Below are 17,544 nucleotides of genomic sequence, written 5' to 3'. Positions count from 1 at the left end.
CGCGCACAACCATCGTCCGCCGCCGCGTGTCGCTCATAGCGGCGGACTGTGGGCACAATTGGCTTTGGCGTGTCAGAGCGCTCAACGGATGGGGAGGCAGGAACGACGGTGGCGGAACGGAGCACGGCTGCCGTCGACGTGGCAGACAACAGCGGCGACAAGCCGCTGACCGCACAAGCGGACCAGTCCACGGCCGACGGGGAGGCCCAGAACCGGGAGCGGGACACGGAGAGCTCGGCGAGCGAAGAGGCACAGGGAAACGGCGATACCGAGAGCCCTTCGAAGACGACACCGCCCGAACTGCACAGCGGCCACAAACTCGCCAGGCGCTATCGCCTCGAAGAGTGCGTCACCCGTCTGGACGGTTTCAGCAGTTGGCGTGCTGTGGACGAGAAACTGCGTCGCGCGGTCGGGGTGCATGTCCTGCCCGCCGACCACACGCGCGCTCGTTCCGTGCTGGCGGCGGCCCGGTCCTCGGCGTTGCTGGGGGACCCCCGCTTCGTCCAGGTACTCGACGCGGTCGAGGAGAACGACCTCGTGTACGTGGTGCACGAATGGCTGCCCGACGCCACGGAACTGACGGCGCTGTTGGCCTCCGGCCCCCTGGAACCGCACGACGCGTACCAGATGGTCACGCAGGTCTCCCACGCCATGGCCGCCGCGCACCGTGAGGGCCTCGCGCATCTACGGCTGAACCCGAGCGCCGTGCTGCGTTCCGCCTCCGGGCAGTGGCGCATCCGCGGTCTCGCGGTGAACGCGGCGTTGCGCGGAATCGGTTCGGACACCCCCCAGCGGACGGACACGGAGGCGATCGGCGCACTGCTGTACGCCGCCCTCACCCAGCGCTGGCCGTACGAGAACGACGCACACGGTCTCTCCGGGCTCCCCAAGGGCGTCGGGCTCATCGCGCCCGACCAGGTCCGTGCGGGCGTCCACAGGGGACTGTCGGAGCTTTCCATGCGCGCGCTCGTCAACGACGGCGCCACCGCTTCCCGCCATGAGACTCCGTGCACGACGCCGGAGGAGCTGGTGAAGGCTGTCGGGGAGATGCCGCGCATCCGCCCGCCGGAGCCCGCGTTCACCGCGCCGCCCGACTACCAGCACACCACGTACCAGCAGGGGACGTACGGCCGTCAGGCACCCCATCCGGGTCTCACCCAGCCGATCCAGACCCCGCCGCCGCCGCTGCAGAGCCGAACCGGCAAGGCCCTCAAATGGGCTGTCTCTGCGCTGCTGATCGCCGCGCTCGGTCTCGGCAGCTGGCAGCTCGCCGACGCGCTCATGAACAGCAGGGGCCAGTCCAGCGAGCCGGACACCAGCCAGTCGGCCGACGGCAACGACAAGGGCACCGACAAGGCCAAGCCCGTTACGGCACTCGGCATCAAGGACGCCGCGGAGTACTACCCGGACGGCAAGCCGCAGCACGCCAACGACGCGAGGCTGACGTACGACAGCAGCTCCTCGACGTACTGGCGGACGTACTCCTACAACGACGGCCCCACATTGGCGCCGTTCAAGCAGGGCGTCGGCATCGTCTACGACTTGGGCTCGGTCAAGGAGGTGTCGGCAGCCTCAATAGGGCTGTACTACACGGGCGACCACACCACGGCCACGCTGTACGGGGCCGACTCCCTGTCGTCGTCCGCTCCCCTCAGCTCCATGACGAAGATCGCCACGAACAGGACGAGTGACACGGACCTGAAGATCTCCGCCAAGAAGCCGGTGAAGACCCGGTACGTTCTCGTGTGGCTCACGGATGTGCCCTACGCGAACCGTGACCAGTTCAGTGGCGCCGGCTACAAGCAGGCGATCACCGACGTGAAGTTCACGGGCTGAGAGCTCACCGAGAGAGGGGGTCCGATGGCGCCCAGCGCTGATCACAGCGAGGTAAGCGATCAGGATCTCCTGGCCCGGCACGTGGGGGGCGACCCCGACGCCTTCGGTGAGCTTGTACGGCGGCACCGTGACCGGCTGTGGGCAGTGGCCCTGCGGACGCTCGGAGACCGCGAGGAGGCCGCCGACGCCGTCCAGGACGCGCTCGTGTCCGCCTATCGGGCCGCCCACACCTTCCGTGGCCAGGCGGCCGTCACGACCTGGCTGCACCGCATCACGGTGAATGCCTGCCTGGACCGTGCCCGCAAGGCGGCCTCGCGCAAGACGTCGCCCGTCGACGACACCGAGCGGCTGGAGCAGCTGCTGGAGCCGCACGAGTCGGCTTCCGCCCCGGCCGAGCGCAACGATCTCCACCGCCAGCTGCTGGAGGCCCTCGGCACCCTGCCGCAGGATCAGCGGGCGGCGCTCGTCCTGGTCGACATGCAGGGCTACCCGGTGGCGGAGGCCGCGCGAATTCTCGACGTACCGACCGGCACGGTGAAGAGCCGTTGTGCCCGTGGCAGAGCCAGACTCCTGCCGCTGCTGACCCATCTGCGTACGGATGGTGAGGGCAGCGGCAAAAAGTCGGGGCGTGGAAGGAACCGGGCGCAGGGGACATCCGTCCCACCCGCAGCGGGACCACATGAGGCAGGGCCAAGCGATTCAGCTGCTGTGAAGGGCGGAGGTGGGCGAGCGTGACATCCACGACCGACACGGCCGGACACCCCGACGTGGAGGAGATCTCCGACCTCAGCGAAGGTCTTCTCCCTCCGTCCCGCACCACGCATGTCCGGCAGCATCTGGACGAGTGCCCTCTCTGCGCCGATGTGTATGCCTCTCTGGAAGAGATCCGCGGTCTGCTCGGCACCCTGCCGGGACCACCCCACGTGCCGGACGACGTGGCAGGACGGATCGATGCGGCCCTGGCAGCCGAGGCTCTTCTGAACGCCTCGGCACCTGAGCGGGAGACCAGCGCGGAGCCCGCCGCTGCCAAGATCTCCCACACGGCACGGGGGGAGGAGGCCACCACGCATGTTTCACGTGAAACAGCGCCGACGGTGGATCGCCCTGCCGGTCGTCCACGCGCGTCCACCGGCCCAGGCCGTATGAGCAAGCGGCGCCCCAAGCGTCGTACGACGGTCATCGGTGCTGTCATCGCGATCGCGGCTCTGGGCTTCGGCACGGTCCTCGTCCAGTCGGGCGGTGAGAGTGACGGTCCTACGCGCAATGCTGCGAGCGCGGCTCCCTCGAACTTCTCCGGCGTCAAGCTGGAGAAGCGTGTCCAAGAGCTCTTGGGCGAGACCAAGACCGAGAATTCGCCCGGCCAGGAAGCCTTCGGCACCGCGACCACGCCGGACAAGAGCAGGAACACGGTCTTCAAGGCCGAGGTGCCGGTCTGTATCGCGAAGGGCATCGGCGATGTCACGGGTGCGATCGCTTCCGAGCCCGGTACCTACCGGGGAGCCGACGCCTACCTCGTGCTGCTGCCCGACCGCTCCGACGACTCGCACGTCACCGCTTATGTCGTCGACGCCTCCTGCTTGGACAAGGCTTCGGATCCCGCCGGGGACGTTCTCCTGAAGCAGTCCTACGCTCGCTCCTGAGGACTGTCTCTCGCGCCGTGGTATGCCTGGCATCCCTCTGCGGCTGTGGGCCGTCTCCGTGTGCCCGGACACACCGGGAATGCGCGCCCCTTAGGATCCGTTGGGTGGGGTGAGAGTTTCGAGAGCAGCTCCCGCCGGCAGTACGCAGCAGTCTCCAGAGACGAGGAATCAAGCCGTGAGCGACGTCCGTAACGTGATCATCATCGGCTCCGGGCCCGCCGGCTACACGGCGGCGCTCTACACCGCGCGCGCGTCGCTGAAGCCGCTGGTGTTCGAGGGCGCCGTCACCGCAGGCGGCGCGCTGATGAACACCACCGAGGTGGAGAACTTCCCCGGCTTCCGGGACGGCATCATGGGGCCCGACCTCATGGACAACATGCGTGGCCAGGCCGAGCGATTCGGTGCCGAGCTCATTCCGGACGACATCGTCGCCGTGGACCTGAGCGGCGAGATCAAGACCGTCACGGACACGGCCGGCACAGTGCACCGCGCCAAGGCCGTCATCGTCACCACAGGCTCCCAGCACCGCAAGCTCGGGCTGCCCAACGAGGACGCTCTCTCCGGCCGCGGTGTCTCCTGGTGTGCCACCTGTGACGGGTTCTTCTTCAAGGACCAGGACATCGCTGTGATCGGCGGCGGGGACACGGCTATGGAGGAGGCGACCTTCCTCTCGCGCTTCGCCAAGTCCGTGACCATCGTCCACCGTCGGGACACGCTGCGCGCCTCCAAGGCGATGCAGGATCGCGCGTTCGCCGACCCGAAGATCTCCTTCGTGTGGGACAGCGAGGTCGCCGAGATCCAGGGCGACCAGAAGCTCGCAGGGCTGAAGCTGCGCAACCTCAAGACGGGCGAGACCTCCGAGCTGCCGGCCACGGGCCTGTTCATCGCGATCGGCCACGACCCGCGCACGGAACTCTTCAAGGGTCAGCTCGACCTGGACGACGAGGGTTACCTGAAGGTGGCCGCTCCGTCGACCCGGACGAACCTGACCGGTGTCTTCGGCGCCGGTGACGTCGTCGACCACACGTACCGGCAGGCAATCACCGCGGCCGGCACCGGCTGCTCCGCCGCCCTCGACGCCGAGCGGTACCTCGCCGCCCTGGCCGACGGGGACCAGGCCGCCGAGCCCGAGAAGACCACAGTCTGACCCCCGTCCGCCCCACCGCACCAACCAGTTAGGAGCCCTCAGTGGCCGGCACTCTGAAGAACGTGACCGACGACTCCTTCGAGCAGGACGTCCTCAAGAACGACAAGCCCGTCCTGGTGGACTTCTGGGCCGCCTGGTGCGGCCCGTGCCGCCAGATCGCGCCGTCTCTCGAAGCGATCGCCCAGGAGTACGGCGACAAGATCGAAATCGTCAAGCTCAACATCGACGAGAACCCGGCCACGGCTGCCAAGTACGGCGTCATGTCGATCCCGACGCTGAACGTCTATCAGGCCGGCGAGGTCGCCAAGACCATCGTCGGTGCCAAGCCGAAGGCCGCGATCGTGCGTGACCTTGAGGACTTCATCGCCGAGTGATGTTTCACGTGAAACATGAAGAGGCCAACCCGAGCGGGTTGGCCTCTTCGCTTTAGAGCGGTCGCAGCGCGGGCTCTTTCTGTACGGCCCCCAGAAGACGGTCCAGTGCCAGCTCGACGTCCTCCTTCCAGGAGAGCGTCGTCCGCAGCTCCAACCGCAGCCTCGGGTACGTGGGGTGGGGTCGTACCGTCTTGAAGCCCACGGCCGTCAGATGATCGGCGGGGAGGACACACGCCGGCTCCTTCCAACGGGCGTCCCCGAAGGCCTCTACGGCTTTGAAGCCCCGCCGCAGAAGGTCCTTGGCCACCGTCTGCACCATCACACGGCCCAGCCCTTGGCCCTGATAGCCCTGCGTGATGAAGGCGGTCATCAACTGAACCGCGTCGGGTGACACCGGACTTGTGGGGAACGCCAGGGCTCGGGGCACATAAGCGGGAGGCGCGTACAGCACGTACCCCACCGGAACCTCGTCCACGTAGACGACCCGGCCGCAGGACCCCCAGTCCAGCAGGACGGCGGAGATCCACGCCTCTTTCTCCAGGGCGGGCGTACCCGCTCTTACCGCGGCCTCGCCACTGACTGGGTCGAGCTCCCAGAAGACACACGAACGACAGCGCTTGGGAATGTCCTGAAGGTTGTCCAACGTGAGCGGTACAAGCCGACGCCCCATGAAGGCTGTTCCTCGCTTCCTTCGCCCGCAGCCTCGCGGGCGGCTGTCAGAGCGCTCCGCTCCCTGAGGAGACTGCCGATGAATCCGCCGACGGCCCCCAGTCCCAGGCCTGCCGTCACCAGTCCGGAACGGCTCACGGTTCGCATGGCCCCGCCTCTCCCAAGAAGACCCGCCAGGTCGATGCGCCCTACCGAATCGCATCGTATCCACGATGCGATTGCCTTGATACCGCCTCAAAGCAAAGAGCGGGCTGTGTCCGGTATACATCGGACACAGCCCGCTCAGGCAGTCGACGGGCCGAAGTCAGCCCATTCCTCAGAAGGCTCAGGCCTCCGTCTCCTCCGAGTCGTCGTCCAGCAGGCTCTTCTGGAGTGCGAGCTTCTCGCCCGGGGCCAGCGTGCTCAGAATGCGCTCAAGGTCTTCCGTGGACGCGAACTCAACAGTGATCTTGCCCTTCTTCTGGCCCAGATCGATCTTCACCCGGGTCTCGAACCGATCAGAAAGCCGGGTGGCGAGTTCGCCCAGCGCCGGAGAGGGCACGGAGCCGGCACGAGGGCCCTTGGACCGCGTCGTGGCCTTCGGATGCGACCCCATCAGGGTGACGATCTCTTCCACCGCTCGGACCGAGAGTCCCTCGGCCACGATCCGGTGAGCCAGCTTGTCCTGCTCCTCCGAGTCCTCGACGGAGAGCAGCGCCCGAGCGTGCCCCGCGGAGAGAACACCGGCGGCCACCCGACGCTGGACCGCCGACGAGAGTTTCAGCAGACGCAGCGTGTTGGAGACCTGGGGGCGGGACCGACCGATACGGTCCGCCAGCTGGTCGTGCGTGCAGTTGAAGTCCTTGAGCAACTGGTCGTAGGCGAACGCCTCTTCCAGCGGGTTCAGCTGGGCACGGTGAAGGTTCTCCAGAAGCGCGTCCAGAAGCAGCTTCTCGTCATCCGTCGCCCGCACGATCGCCGGGATCGCTTCCAGATCGGCCTCATGGCAGGCTCGCCAGCGCCGCTCGCCCATGATCAGCTCGTAACGAGCCGGGCCCACCTGCCGGACGACAATGGGCTGGAGAAGGCCGACCTCCTTGATGGAGGTGACGAGTTCCTGGAGAAGATCCTCGTCGAAGACCTCGCGCGGCTGACGCGGGTTCGGAGTGATGGAGTCGAGAGGCAACTCGGCGAAGTAGGCGCCGACGGGTGCGGCAGGCAGTTCCGCCGTGCCGTTCGGCGCCAGTTCCTCTGTTTCACGTGAAACAGGCGGGAGTGTTGCCACCTTCGAGGCTCCCACCCCACGCTCCGGGCTGAAGACGGATGGCACCGCCGATGGCGTGGACGGGGACGCTCCTGCCGCCGGAGCTTCCCTCTCTCCTGTCGCGGCCGCTGGGATCAGTGCGGCGAGGCCCCGGCCCAACCCCCTCCGTCGATCACTCACTGGATGCCCTCCACCACACTCGGATTGTTCTGAGCACCGATATGGGCGTGCGTCGGGTCGTACCCCACGCCCACGCCCCTCAGTGCGATTTCTCGTGCCGCCTCAAGATAGGACAGGGCACCACTCGATCCTGGATCGTAGGTCAGCACCGTCTGCCCATAGCTCGGCGCCTCGGAGATACGGACCGAGCGGGGAATGCTCGTCCGCAGCACCTCCTCACCGAAGTGGGTGCGCACCTCGTCGGCGACCTGGGAGGCCAGACGTGTCCGGCCGTCGTACATGGTGAGCAGGATGGTCGACACATGAAGGATGGGGTTGAGGTGCCCCCGTACCAGGTCGACATTGCGGAGCAGCTGACCAAGGCCCTCCAGCGCGTAGTACTCGCACTGGATCGGGATGAGGACCTCCTGGCCGGCGACCATCGCGTTCACCGTCAGCAGGCCGAGCGAGGGAGGGCAGTCGATGAGGATGTAGTCCAGCGGCTGCTCGTACGCCTGAATCGCACGCTGCAATCGACTTTCCCGTGCCACGAGGGAGACCAGCTCGATCTCCGCACCAGCGAGATCGATCGTGGCGGGAGCGCAGAAGAGGCCCTCTACGTCGGGTACGGGCTGGACGACTTCTGCCAGCGGCTTGCTGTCGATCAGCACGTCGTAGATGGAGGGCACCTCGGCGTGATGGTCGATCCCCAGCGCGGTGGACGCGTTCCCCTGGGGGTCGAGGTCGATCACCAGAACGCGGGCGCCGTGCAGAGCCAGTGAAGCGGCAAGGTTGACGGTCGTCGTGGTCTTGCCGACGCCACCCTTCTGGTTGGCGACGACCATGACTCTGGTCTGCTCGGGCCGAGGCAGGCCTTCGCCGGCCCGGCCCAGAGCCTCTACCGCCAGCTGGGCGGCACGACCGATGGGAGTGTCGTCCATCGGGGGCGGTGTTTCACGTGAAACATCGTCCCCCATCGACTCGGTACGGGGACCGGGGACCGGATCGGTCATCGGTCCCGCGATGTTGGCGTCGGACCGCAAGGATTCACTCTCCTCGACTTCAGGCTCGCAATGAACAGAGCCTCCCATGCCTTCGGGGTCGTGAACCAGTGAGGCCTGGTCTTCTGTGGAGAATTCCACCTCTGTGGAAAACTCCGTTACCCCTCCGAGTGACCCGAGAGGCTTCCGGTCGCGCGGTTCGGCCGCAGCGCGGCCCCGACTGATGATGCCGTGCAGCAGTGAGCGACGTTTCACGTGAAACACGATGCCCAGCGGCACAGGCCACGCTCGCGCGACACTCCGAGACGCGTAGGTTTGGCAGCTTGTGTGGAGTACGAGCGTCGTCAGGACGGATCAGCGAACGTCCCGCCACCCGTAGCTAGCGACGTCGGCGGGCACGCCCTGTCCGGGCCGCCTTGGCCCTCTTCGCGGCGAAGCGCACGCCCCCCGGGCTCTCCCCGACCTCCACACGGACCACCGTGGACAGAGGATCGACCACGCCCTCGCCGACGTGGAGGACCGAGGTCTGCGCCGCGCCGAGCTTGCTCAGGGCCGAGGCAGCGCTCTTGAGCTCCTCCTCCGCGGTGTCGCCCTTGAGGGCGAGCATCTCTCCGTACGGACGCAGCAGCGGAATGCCCCAGGCGGCCAATCGGTCCAATGGGGCCACGGCCCGGGCCGTCACCACATGGACCGGCTGCAGGGTTCCAAGGACCTCTTCGGCTCGGCCGCGGACGACAGTCACATGGTCGAGGCCCAGGAGCTCGACGACCTCGGTCAGGAAATTCGTGCGCCGCAGCAGTGGCTCCAGCAGCGTGATCTTCAGGTCCTCCCGGACGAGGGCCAGCGGAATGCCGGGCAGGCCGGCACCGGATCCGACATCGCACACCGTGACCCCCTCGGGCACAACCTCGGAGAGCACCGCACAGTTCAGGAGATGCCTCTCCCACAGGCGGGGCACCTCGCGCGGGCCGATGAGCCCTCGCTGCACTCCCGCCTCGGCCAGGAGCTCGGCGTACCGGACCGCGTCCGCGTAGCGATCACCGAATACGTCGCGTGCCTGCTCGGGCGCAGGGGGGAGCTCCGCTGACTCCGTCACGGGGACCGTCCTTCCGTACCGCAAGAGCGCACTGGGCGCTGACATCAGAACAACAGGCTGACAAAGTTCGGCCCCGCCTGCGGGCAGACGGGGCCGGAGAAACGTACGTACCGAATCAGGCGGGCAGCACGACGACGAAGCGCTGCGGCTCCTCGCCCTCGGACTCGCTGCGCAGGCCCGCCGACTTGACCGCGTCGTGGACGACCTTGCGCTCGAACGGGGTCATCGGCTTCAGCTTGATGGGCTCACCGGTGCTCTTGGCCTCCGCCGCCGCCTTGGCGCCCAGCTCGGAGAGCTCGGCGCGCTTCTGGGCGCGATAGCCCGCGATGTCCAGCATCAGACGGCTGCGGTCACCGGTCTCGCGGTGCACGGCCAGGCGCGTGAGCTCCTGGAGCGCCTCGAGCACCTCGCCCTCCCGGCCGACGAGCTTGTTCAGGTCGCGGCCGCCGGAGTCGCTGATGATCGAGACAGAGGCACGGTCGGCCTCGACGTCCATGTCGATGTCGCCGTCGAGGTCTGCGATGTCCAGCAGACCTTCGAGGTAGTCCGCCGCGATCTCACCCTCCTGCTCCAGGCGGGTCAGGGTGTCGCCACCCTCGGAGGCGGTGGAGGTGGTGCCTTCCGTCACGGGAGGAACTCCTTCTTACTTCTTGGACGGGGACTTGGGGCGCTGCGGGCCCTTGCGCTGACCGGACTGGGCCTTGCTACGGCCACCGGTGCCGGGCTTGGGCGCGGCCTTCTTGGCAGCGGCCGCCGGCTTGGCGTCCTCCGGCTGGTCGGACTTGCTCAGCGAAGTGGGCTCGGTCTTCGGCTCGTCGTCGTCGGCGCTCTTCGCGCCGACGGACTGACGCTGGGCCTTGCTCTGGCGCTTGGGCTGCTGACGCTTGGGCGTGCCAGGCGTGGGCGTACCGTCCTCGGCCGTGGCGACGGCCGAGACCTCGCTCTTGACCACGGTGCCGTCACTCTGGGCCGCGAGGCCCTCCTTGCCCAGGCCGGTGATGAACTTCCGCTCGTGCTCGTTGCGGTCGCGGCCCTTGACGACGATGGCCTTGACGATGGCGCGCTCGCGGCGGTTGCGGGTCTTGCCGTGCCGCGTGACGTGCTTGAAAAGGCGCTCCAGGTAGGCGGCCTGCGCCTTGGAACCCGGGGTCGGGTTGTTGTGGATGACGTACATCTGCTGGCCCATGGTCCACACGTTGGTGGTCAGCCAGTAGACGAGGACACCGACCGGGAAGTTGATGCCGAAGACCGCGAACATGACCGGGAAGACGTACATCAGCATCTTCTGCTGCTGCATGAACGGCGTCTTCACCGTGGTGTCGACGTTCTTCGTCATCAGCTGGCGCTGCGTGTAGAACTGCGACGCCGACATCATGACGATCATGACCGCGGTGACGATGCGAACCGTGGTCAGCGAGGCGTCGAGCGCGACGACGTCGGCGGAGCTGTCGGTGAACTTCGCCGCCAGCGGGGCTCCGAAGATGTGCGCCTTCTGCGCGCTCTCCAGCAGGCTCTGGTTGATGACGCCGATGGTGTCGTTGTTCGCGATGCTGTTGAGCACGTGATACAGGGCGAAGAAGAACGGAGACTGCGCCAGGATGGGAAGGCACGAGGAGAGCGGGTTGGTGCCCGTCTCCTTGTACAGCTTCATCATCTCTTCGGACTGACGCTGTTTGTCGTTCTTGTAGCGCTCCTGGATCTTCTTCATCTCGGGCTGGAGCGTCTGCATCGCCCGGGTCGCCTTGATCTGCTTCACGAAGAGCGGGATCAGGCAGATACGGATCAGGATCACCAGGGACACGATGGACAGGCCCCAGGCCCACCCGGTGTCAGCGCCGAAGAGGGCGCCGTACACCTTGTGGAACTGGACGATGACCCAGGAGACAGGTGTCGTGATGAAGCTGAAGAGGCTGGCAATCGTGTCCACTAATCATGCTCCTTGGGCATGGGACGGGCTCTCGGCGGCCGGGCTCGAAGGAACGTGCCCTTCGGTGGCCGGTTCGGCGGCGGAGGACCCGCCCTTGCGTGCGCGCCACGTGCCACGCACCATCTCGTGCCACCGTGGACGCTTGCGCGGCGGAACATGGTCCACACCGCCGAGCGACCACGGATTGCACCGCAGGATGCGCCAGGCGGTGAGTGCCGTTCCCTTGATCGCACCGTGCCGGTCGATGGCCGTGTAGCCGTAGTGGGAGCACGACGGGTAGTACTTGCACACCGGCCCGAGCAGTGGACTGATCGTCCACTGGTACAGCTTGATCAGCGCCAGCAGCGGGTACTTCATCGCGCGCCCCCTCCCAGCAGCCGCCCCAGGGCGGCATCCAGGTCTTGGGCCAGTTGTACGTGGTCGGCGTCACCCGCTCCGGGCAGCGCTCGTACTACTACCAGGCTACCGGGGGGCAACAGGGCGACTCGATCGCGCATCAGATGGCGAAGTCTGCGCTTCACCTTGTTACGGACGACCGAGCCACCGACGGCTTTGCTCACGACGAAACCCGCACGCGTCGGGGGAGCGCTCTCCCCAGGCGCGTGCGGGTCCGTGGCACCGCTACGTAGGTGAACGACGAGGAGTGGGCGGCCGGCCCGGCGTCCTCGTCGTACCGCGGTCGCGAAGTCCTCGCGCCGCCTCAGCCGATGCTCGGTAGGCAGCACGACGTCATGACCTGATCGGGATCAGGCGGACAGGCTGGCGCGACCCTTGCTGCGACGGTTCGCGAGAATCGCGCGACCGGCACGGGTACGCATCCGCAGGCGGAAGCCGTGGGTCTTCGCGCGACGACGGTTGTTCGGCTGGAAGGTGCGCTTGCTCACTCGGGGGCTCCAGAAAGAAATCGGTGTTTGCGGGTGCCGTCCTGGCTGTCACCGTGCGCCCACGAGTAGCTCGTATAAACGCCCGAGTGCACCGCTGTCCGATCACCTGACGCGATCTGTGCCCATCGGAGGCAGGCGGCAGCAGCCATCGACAACTCGACCTGGTTACGGTACGCGCGGCTACGCCATCCGGTCAAACCGGAGGTCACAGGGAGACACTATCCACAGGCTGGGGACAACAACTTGAACCGTACCGGTCGCCGTGACTACCGTGACTGAACTCCGATTCGTTCCTTTTCCTTTGGCTGCTGGGACCCGACCCACCCATCAGCGCCTCGTCTCGAGTGCTCCACCCGAGTTCCGAACCGACCTGTCCCAGAACCACACGTTCGTGGGACCTGTGAGAGAGCGTGCCCTGTGGCTGACGTACCTGCCGATCTTGCCGCAGTGTGGCCACGAGTACTGGAGAAGCTCCTCGGTGAGGGCCATGGTCAGGGCGTCGAGGTGAAGGACGAGCGCTGGATCAAGCGCTGCCAACCCCTCGCACTGGTCGCGGACACGGCGCTTCTCGCCGTCCCGAACGAGTTCGCCAAGGGCGTACTGGAAGGCCGTCTCGCGCCGATCGTCAGCGAGACCCTGAGCCGGGAGTGCGGCCGCCCGATCCGTATCGCGATCACCGTCGACAGTTCCGTCGGCGAGCCGCCTCCGCCGGTCCAGCACCGCTTCGAGGAGCCGGATCTGCCTTCCGTCCCGGCCCAGAACCGCGACGGCTACGAGGGCAGGCCCCCCTACGACGGCCAGGGGCGCGACGCGCGCGGTGGGTACGACAACCAGAACACCTACGACAACCCGAACCCGTACGAGAAGCGGAACGGCTACGACGGCCAGGCCCGCGACCCGTACGAGGGGTACGGCCGTCACCGGGCCGAGGACCGCGGTCCCGGACGCGGCGAGCAGATGGGCGGTGGGCCCGGCGACCAGTTGCCGCCCCCCCGCTCGGAACACCCCGCCCCCCGCTCGGAACACCCCGCCGGCCGCTCGGACCAGCTACCGACCGCGCGCCCCGCGTATCCGTCCGAGTACCAGCGGCCCGAGCCGGGCGCCTGGCCGCGACCGTCGCAGGACGACTACGGCTGGCAGCAGCAACGGCTCGGATTCCCCGAACGGGATCCGTACGCCTCGCCGTCGTCGGACTACCGCTCGCAGTCGAGCGACCGGCCGCCGTACGACCAGCACCGCGGCGACTACGACCGGCCGGGCGCCGACTCCGACTACCGCCAGGACCGGCGTGAGCTTCCCGATCCGCCGCCGGGCTCGGGCCATGTGCACCGGGGCGGCCCCGCGAGCAGCGCGCCCGGCCCGCTGGCGGCGCAGCCCGCGCCGGCGTCCGGCCCCGGTGAGCCGACGGCACGCCTGAACCCGAAGTACCTCTTCGACACCTTCGTCATCGGTGCCTCGAACCGTTTCGCGCACGCGGCCGCGGTGGCCGTCGCCGAGGCTCCGGCCAAGGCGTACAACCCCCTCTTCATCTATGGGGAGTCCGGACTCGGCAAGACGCACCTGCTGCACGCGATCGGGCACTACGCGCGCAGCCTCTACCCGGGCACGCGGGTGCGGTACGTGAGCTCGGAGGAGTTCACCAACGAGTTCATCAACTCCATCCGCGACGGCAAGGGCGACAGCTTCCGCAAGCGGTACCGGGAGATGGACATCCTGCTCGTGGACGACATCCAGTTCCTGGCGGACAAGGAGTCGACGCAGGAGGAGTTCTTCCACACCTTCAATACGCTCCACAACGCGAACAAGCAGATCGTCCTCTCCAGCGACCGGCCGCCCAAGCAGCTGGTGACACTGGAGGACCGGCTGCGGAACCGTTTCGAGTGGGGTCTGATCACCGACGTCCAGCCGCCCGAGCTGGAGACGCGGATCGCGATCCTCCGCAAGAAGGCGGTGCAGGAGCAGCTCAACGCCCCGCCGGAGGTACTGGAGTTCATCGCGTCCCGCATCTCGCGCAACATCCGCGAGCTGGAGGGCGCGCTGATCCGGGTGACGGCGTTCGCGTCGCTCAACCGGCAGCCGGTGGACCTGGGGCTGACCGAGATCGTCCTCAAGGATCTGATCCCGGGCGGCGAGAACGCCTCCCCCGAGATCACGGCCACCGCGATCATGGGTGCTACGGCCGACTACTTCGGGCTCACGGTCGAGGACCTGTGCGGCACCTCGCGCGGTCGCGCCCTGGTGACCGCCCGGCAGATCGCCATGTACCTGTGCCGGGAGCTGACCGACCTGTCGTTGCCCAAGATCGGCGCGCAGTTCGGCAACCGTGACCACACCACCGTCATGCACGCCGACCGCAAGATCCGCGCACTGATGGCGGAGAGGCGCTCCATCTACAACCAGGTGACGGAACTGACGAACCGCATCAAGAACGGCTGACACAGGGCCGTCGTACGACGCCGAGGGCGCCCCAGGGACGAGTTCCCGAGGGCGCCTTCGGCGTTCCGAGGGGTCTCGGGCCGCCGCCGAGGGGTCTCGGGCCGCCGCCGGACCGACATCGGGTGTTCGAATACCAGCCGCGTTACGGCCTCCCTCCACAGATTCGGGGACTTTCTTCCATCCACACCCTGGGGACCGGGAAGTTATGCAGATCGTGTCCACAGGGGCGGCTGTTGAGGGATCATCAGGCCAGGTCAGTCCCCTGTGGATTCGTGGACGAAAGATCTCCACAGGCTGTGGACGAAGCGGCGATCCACAGACTGTGGACGGGGTTGTCCACCGACGGCCCACAGGCTGAGCCGCGTTGTCCCCAGTGATCGACGGCTTCTCCACATGCCTGTCCACTGTTCGGCAAGCCAACGCGCCTCCTCACCGTGTCGAGTGAAAGGCGTCACACGAAGTTGCCTGGTTGGGCTGTGGGAAAGACGGGTAAACCTGGGGACGCCGTTGGGGAGAAGTGCCCCGAGGCTGTGCACGGTGTGTGCAGAACTTTCCGTTCTCCACAGACACCCCCGGTTGTCCACCGCCTCCGCCCACAGGCCCGGTGGACAAAATTTGCCGTCTGAGCTGCGAAAACGGGGTTATCCACGGTTTCCACAGGCCCTACTACTACTCCCAACTAGAGAGAGCTGGGAATCCGTTTCGAAGTGGGTCCTGTGCACAACTCGCTCCGAGCTGCCTGACCGCGCCTCGTCACGACTTGACCCCGAGAGGCTCCGAGTGTCAGTGGTGTGCGTCAGACTGGTCCCCGGTGTCCTTCCCGTCACAGGGACCACCGACACCGAGACAGACGACGAAGCCAGGCAGGGCGAGAAGCGCCGGCAACAGCAGGAGGCGGCAACAGTGAAGATCCGGGTGGAACGCGACGTACTCGCGGAGGCCGTGGCCTGGGCGGCGCGCAGCCTCCCGGCCCGGCCGCCGGCGCCTGTCCTCGCCGGCCTCCTTCTGAAGGCCGAGGAAGGCCAGCTGAGCCTCTCCGGCTTCGACTACGAGGTCTCCGCCCGGGTCTCCGTGGAGGCGGAGGTCGACGAGGAAGGCACGGTGCTCGTCTCCGGCCGACTGCTCGCCGACATCTGCCGTGCCCTTCCCAACCGCCCGGTGGAGATCTCCACAGACGGTGTACGGGCCACGGTGGTCTGCGGCTCCTCGCGGTTCACACTCCACACACTGCCTGTGGAGGAATACCCGACCCTGCCGCAGATGCCGAACGCCACGGGCACCGTTCCCGGTGAGGTCTTCGCCTCCGCCGCCGCCCAGGTGGCCATCGCGGCCGGGCGCGACGACACGCTGCCCGTCCTCACCGGTGTACGCATCGAGATCGAGGGCGACACGGTCACGCTGGCCTCCACCGACCGCTACCGCTTCGCGGTCCGCGAGTTCCTGTGGAAGCCGGAGAACCCCGAGGCGTCCGCGGTCGCCCTGGTGCCCGCCAAGACGCTCCTGGACACCGCCAAGGCCCTCACGAGCGGCGACAGCGTCATCCTGGCGCTCTCCGGTTCCGGCTCGGGCGAAGGCCTGATCGGTTTCGAGGGCGCGGGCCGGCGTACGACCACACGGCTGCTGGAGGGCGACCTCCCGAAGTACCGCACGCTGTTCCCGACGGAGTTCAACAGCGTGGCCGTCATCGAGACCGCCCCCTTCGTCGAGGCGGTCAAGCGCGTCGCCCTGGTCGCCGAGCGGAACACCCCGGTGCGGCTGAGCTTCGAGCAGGGCGTGCTGATCCTGGAGGCCGGCTCCAGCGACGACGCACAGGCTGTGGAGAGGGTCGACGCCCAGCTGGAGGGTGACGACATCTCGATCGCCTTCAACCCCACGTTCCTGCTGGACGGCCTGAGCGCCATCGACTCCCCGGTCGCCCAGCTGTCGTTCACCACGTCCACCAAGCCCGCGCTGCTCAGCGGCAAGCCGGCGGTGGACGCCGAGGCGGACGAGGCCTACAAGTACCTGATCATGCCGGTGCGGCTCAGCGGCTGACCGGCCGGACACGGCCGACGGCTCGGCCTCGGCGGTGTCCACACCGTCGAGGGCCGGACGGAACACCGGGCCCTCGACGCGAAGCCGCAGGTCGGGGGCCACTTATGAGCGGGTATGCCCACAGGTGTGCGTGAGCGTCCGGGTCTAGGCTCGGGGGTGGGTACGCAAGTGCCCTCATGCCACGTCGCAACCTAAGGAACAACTGATGGAGCTCGGTCTCGTCGGCCTCGGCAAGATGGGCGGGAACATGCGCGAGCGGATCCGCCGCGCAGGCCACACCGTCATCGGATACGACCGGAACCCGGATCTCGCCGATGTCCACAGCCTCGAGGAGCTTGTGGGCAAGCTCAGGGGCCCTCGGGTCGTGTGGGTGATGGTCCCGGCCGGTGCGGCCACCCAGTCGACCGTCGACGAGCTGGCGGAACTGCTCCAGCCCGGTGACGTCGTCGTGGACGGCGGCAACTCCCGCTGGACGGACGACGAGAAGCACGCCGAGGAGCTGGCCGCCAAGGGCATCGGCTTCGTCGACTGCGGTGTCTCCGGCGGCGTCTGGGGCCTGGAGAACGGCTACGCGCTGATGTACGGCGGTGACGCGGAGAACGTCGCCAAGGTGCAGCCGGTCCTCGACGCGCTGAAGCCCGAGGGCGACCTCGGGGCGGTGCACGCCGGCAAGGTCGGCGCCGGGCACTTCGCGAAGATGGTCCACAACGGCATCGAGTACGCGATGATGCAGGCGTACGCCGAGGGCTGGGAGCTGCTGGAGAAGGCCGACTCGGTGACGGACGTCCGTGAGGTCTTCCGTTCCTGGCAGGACGGCACGGTCATCCGCTCCTGGCTGCTCGACCTGGCAGTGAACGCCCTCGACGAGGACGAGCACCTGGACCGGCTGAAAGGCTACGCACAGGACTCCGGCGAGGGCCGGTGGACCGTGGAGGCCGCCATCGACCACGCCGTGCCGCTGCCCGCTATCACGGCCTCGCTCTTCGCGCGGTTCGCGTCGCGCCAGGAGGACTCTCCGCAGATGAAGATGATCGCGGCGCTGCGGAACCAGTTCGGCGGGCACGCGGTCGAGACGAAGTAGCCCACGGCACCGAAGAC

17 protein-coding genes are annotated in these 17,544 nt (G+C 67.5%); 8 read left to right on the top strand and 9 right to left on the bottom strand.

Annotation, left to right across the window (positions count from 1 at the left end):
- Nucleotides 1–108 precede the first annotated feature (108 nt).
- The 5 genes from ACWCRJ_RS01545 (at nucleotide 109) to trxA (ending at nucleotide 4,997) form a co-directional block, all read left to right on the top strand.
- A complete protein-coding gene (locus ACWCRJ_RS01545) occupies nucleotides 109–1,836 on the top strand; it encodes a protein kinase family protein (RefSeq protein WP_450937346.1) in 1,728 nt (575 codons plus the stop codon).
- Nucleotides 1,837–1,860: 24 nt separating this feature from the next.
- A complete protein-coding gene (gene sigM / locus ACWCRJ_RS01540) occupies nucleotides 1,861–2,571 on the top strand; it encodes an RNA polymerase sigma factor SigM (protein ID WP_450937345.1) in 711 nt (236 codons plus the stop codon).
- A complete protein-coding gene (locus ACWCRJ_RS01535; RefSeq protein WP_450937344.1) occupies nucleotides 2,568–3,476 on the top strand; it encodes an anti-sigma factor family protein in 909 nt (302 codons plus the stop codon). The genes sigM and ACWCRJ_RS01535 overlap by 4 nt, the downstream gene beginning before the upstream one ends.
- A gap of 175 nt (nucleotides 3,477–3,651) precedes the next feature.
- Nucleotides 3,652–4,623 (top strand): thioredoxin-disulfide reductase, encoded by a 972-nt coding sequence (gene trxB, locus ACWCRJ_RS01530; RefSeq protein WP_005482960.1) that lies wholly within the window; start codon nucleotides 3,652–3,654, stop codon nucleotides 4,621–4,623.
- Between the two features lie 41 nt (nucleotides 4,624–4,664).
- Nucleotides 4,665–4,997: a thioredoxin gene (gene trxA / locus ACWCRJ_RS01525; RefSeq protein ID WP_005482961.1), complete on the top strand. Its 333-nt coding sequence runs from the start codon at nucleotides 4,665–4,667 to the stop codon at nucleotides 4,995–4,997.
- 52 nt (nucleotides 4,998–5,049) lie between these two features.
- Here the strand turns inward: trxA and ACWCRJ_RS01520 are convergent, their stop codons facing one another.
- From ACWCRJ_RS01520 to rpmH, 9 genes are all read right to left on the bottom strand, one after another.
- On the bottom strand, nucleotides 5,050–5,667 hold the full coding sequence (locus ACWCRJ_RS01520; protein WP_450937343.1) for a GNAT family N-acetyltransferase: 618 nt from the start codon (nucleotides 5,665–5,667) through the stop codon (nucleotides 5,050–5,052).
- 324 nt (nucleotides 5,668–5,991) lie between these two features.
- The gene (locus tag ACWCRJ_RS01515; RefSeq protein WP_450937342.1) at nucleotides 5,992–7,089 is read right to left on the bottom strand and encodes a ParB/RepB/Spo0J family partition protein; all 1,098 of its coding nucleotides are present in this window, start codon (nucleotides 7,087–7,089) and stop codon (nucleotides 5,992–5,994) included.
- A complete protein-coding gene (locus ACWCRJ_RS01510; RefSeq protein WP_450937588.1) occupies nucleotides 7,086–8,159 on the bottom strand; it encodes a ParA family protein in 1,074 nt (357 codons plus the stop codon). Before ACWCRJ_RS01510 ends, ACWCRJ_RS01515 begins: the two co-directional genes overlap by 4 nt.
- A 289-nt stretch (nucleotides 8,160–8,448) precedes the next feature.
- Complete coding sequence (gene rsmG / locus ACWCRJ_RS01505; protein ID WP_450937341.1) at nucleotides 8,449–9,165, bottom strand: 16S rRNA (guanine(527)-N(7))-methyltransferase RsmG; 717 nt, start codon at nucleotides 9,163–9,165, stop codon at nucleotides 8,449–8,451.
- Nucleotides 9,166–9,280: 115 nt separating this feature from the next.
- Nucleotides 9,281–9,793, bottom strand: a complete 513-nt coding sequence (locus ACWCRJ_RS01500) for a Jag family protein (protein WP_450937340.1) — start codon at nucleotides 9,791–9,793, stop codon at nucleotides 9,281–9,283.
- Between the two features lie 15 nt (nucleotides 9,794–9,808).
- Nucleotides 9,809–11,092, bottom strand: coding sequence for a membrane protein insertase YidC (yidC, locus tag ACWCRJ_RS01495; RefSeq protein WP_450937339.1), 1,284 nt, complete (start codon nucleotides 11,090–11,092; stop codon nucleotides 9,809–9,811).
- A 3-nt stretch (nucleotides 11,093–11,095) separates the two neighbouring features.
- Nucleotides 11,096–11,449 (bottom strand): membrane protein insertion efficiency factor YidD, encoded by a 354-nt coding sequence (yidD, locus tag ACWCRJ_RS01490; protein WP_005482973.1) that lies wholly within the window; start codon nucleotides 11,447–11,449, stop codon nucleotides 11,096–11,098.
- Entirely contained in the window at nucleotides 11,446–11,817 is a 372-nt protein-coding gene (gene rnpA, locus ACWCRJ_RS01485) for a ribonuclease P protein component (protein WP_078531538.1), read from the bottom strand. The genes yidD and rnpA overlap by 4 nt, the downstream gene beginning before the upstream one ends.
- Nucleotides 11,818–11,838: 21 nt before the next feature.
- Nucleotides 11,839–11,976 (bottom strand): 50S ribosomal protein L34, encoded by a 138-nt coding sequence (gene rpmH / locus ACWCRJ_RS01480; RefSeq protein ID WP_005482975.1) that lies wholly within the window; start codon nucleotides 11,974–11,976, stop codon nucleotides 11,839–11,841.
- 417 nt (nucleotides 11,977–12,393) lie between these two features.
- On the opposite strand from rpmH, the gene dnaA reads away from it, so the two are divergent.
- The 3 genes from dnaA to gnd all read left to right on the top strand — a co-directional run bounded on the left by dnaA (nucleotide 12,394) and on the right by gnd (nucleotide 17,527).
- Entirely contained in the window at nucleotides 12,394–14,412 is a 2,019-nt protein-coding gene (gene dnaA / locus ACWCRJ_RS01475; protein WP_450937338.1) for a chromosomal replication initiator protein DnaA, read from the top strand.
- A gap of 903 nt (nucleotides 14,413–15,315) precedes the next feature.
- Nucleotides 15,316–16,446, top strand: coding sequence for a DNA polymerase III subunit beta (gene dnaN, locus ACWCRJ_RS01470; RefSeq protein ID WP_046913194.1), 1,131 nt, complete (start codon nucleotides 15,316–15,318; stop codon nucleotides 16,444–16,446).
- Between the two features lie 205 nt (nucleotides 16,447–16,651).
- Nucleotides 16,652–17,527 (top strand): phosphogluconate dehydrogenase (NAD(+)-dependent, decarboxylating), encoded by an 876-nt coding sequence (gene gnd, locus ACWCRJ_RS01465; RefSeq protein ID WP_450937337.1) that lies wholly within the window; start codon nucleotides 16,652–16,654, stop codon nucleotides 17,525–17,527.
- The last annotated feature ends 17 nt before the right edge of the window (nucleotides 17,528–17,544 follow it).

This window comes from Streptomyces sp. NPDC002324 (assembly GCF_053593335.1).
This window is presented reverse-complemented; position numbering and strand designations above follow the sequence as displayed.